General features: G+C 58.5%; 1 protein-coding gene. It reads left to right on the forward strand.

The genetic code is table 11. The annotated features are described in order from the left end of the window. On the forward strand, positions 1-93 hold a 93-nt coding region (locus AC5ZGW_RS46455; RefSeq protein WP_496114107.1), incomplete at its 5' end, for a hypothetical protein. Between the last annotated feature and the right edge of the window lie 905 nt (positions 94-998).

A 998-nucleotide genomic window follows, 5' to 3' on the forward strand; every position in this document is an offset into this window, starting at 1 on the left:
AAGATCCTGCTGGAATTGATCGAGGTGCAGACCGGCAGCTATCTCGGCGAGGACGACATCATCCGTATCGAGGACGATTATCAGCGCACCTGATTGGCGCCATCTGACCGGAGAGTTGCTGAACAACATCGGCAGCGATCTAGAATATCGGTTGCTGACGAATTGAGAATTGTGGACAGTGATAAGTGCGGCGCTCGGCTTGAGTGGCGGACGGGCTGTCGCTGTAGCTCGTCCGAGGATGAGAAGGTCAAGATCGTCCTGGAGAGCTTACAGCCGCCTCGCCGGGGTAGACGACGGTGGGCGATGTCGCGTTTCGCGCTCGTTGTTGTGCGATGGCGGCGATTGCCGTCCCGATGCGAAGAATGCAACCGAACAACCAATCGGCTTCTTAGTGAGAAAGGTCCGTGGTCAGGAACGGAGTTCGGACGGGTCGGCGGGCGACGGGGCGATCTAATCGAGTTTGCGATCGGGCTCGGATGCAGATCACCGGCACCCTCGACACGGCGGCGTTGAAGGTCTTGATCACCGCGTGAGAGACGGCCGCACTGATCCCAATCCGTGGGCGCGTGGGTGTGGATTGCCACCGGCCACACCATACATGCGCCCAAGGCCCTGGGCCCGCTGGCTAGCGCGATCTTCCTTCGCGCCTAGCATCTAACTCCGTTTTTGGCCGAGCGGCTGTATCGCCTAGGGGCTCTCGACTTGGGGGCGGCTCATTGAGGTTCTGGGCCCAGGGCGCGCCTGATCGAGCTGTCGAGCTCAGTGTGGCTAGGGCGGTACTCCCACATGCAGAGACAAGAAGACCAATAACGGCCATGGGTCCCGCCCGCGTTATCGCTCGGATGCCTAAGTTCATCTAACGGATCCTCCCCTTGAACTAGCAGGTCGTTATCGTAGATGGGGCGAATTCCGGAAAAAAGATCTAAAGCGGAATGAAGTTAGCTTGAATCGATTTGGGATTCCCAAATCAGGCGGTTTCTGATTCACCATGCTGGCTG

The organism is Bradyrhizobium sp. Crot121, assembly GCF_059512385.1.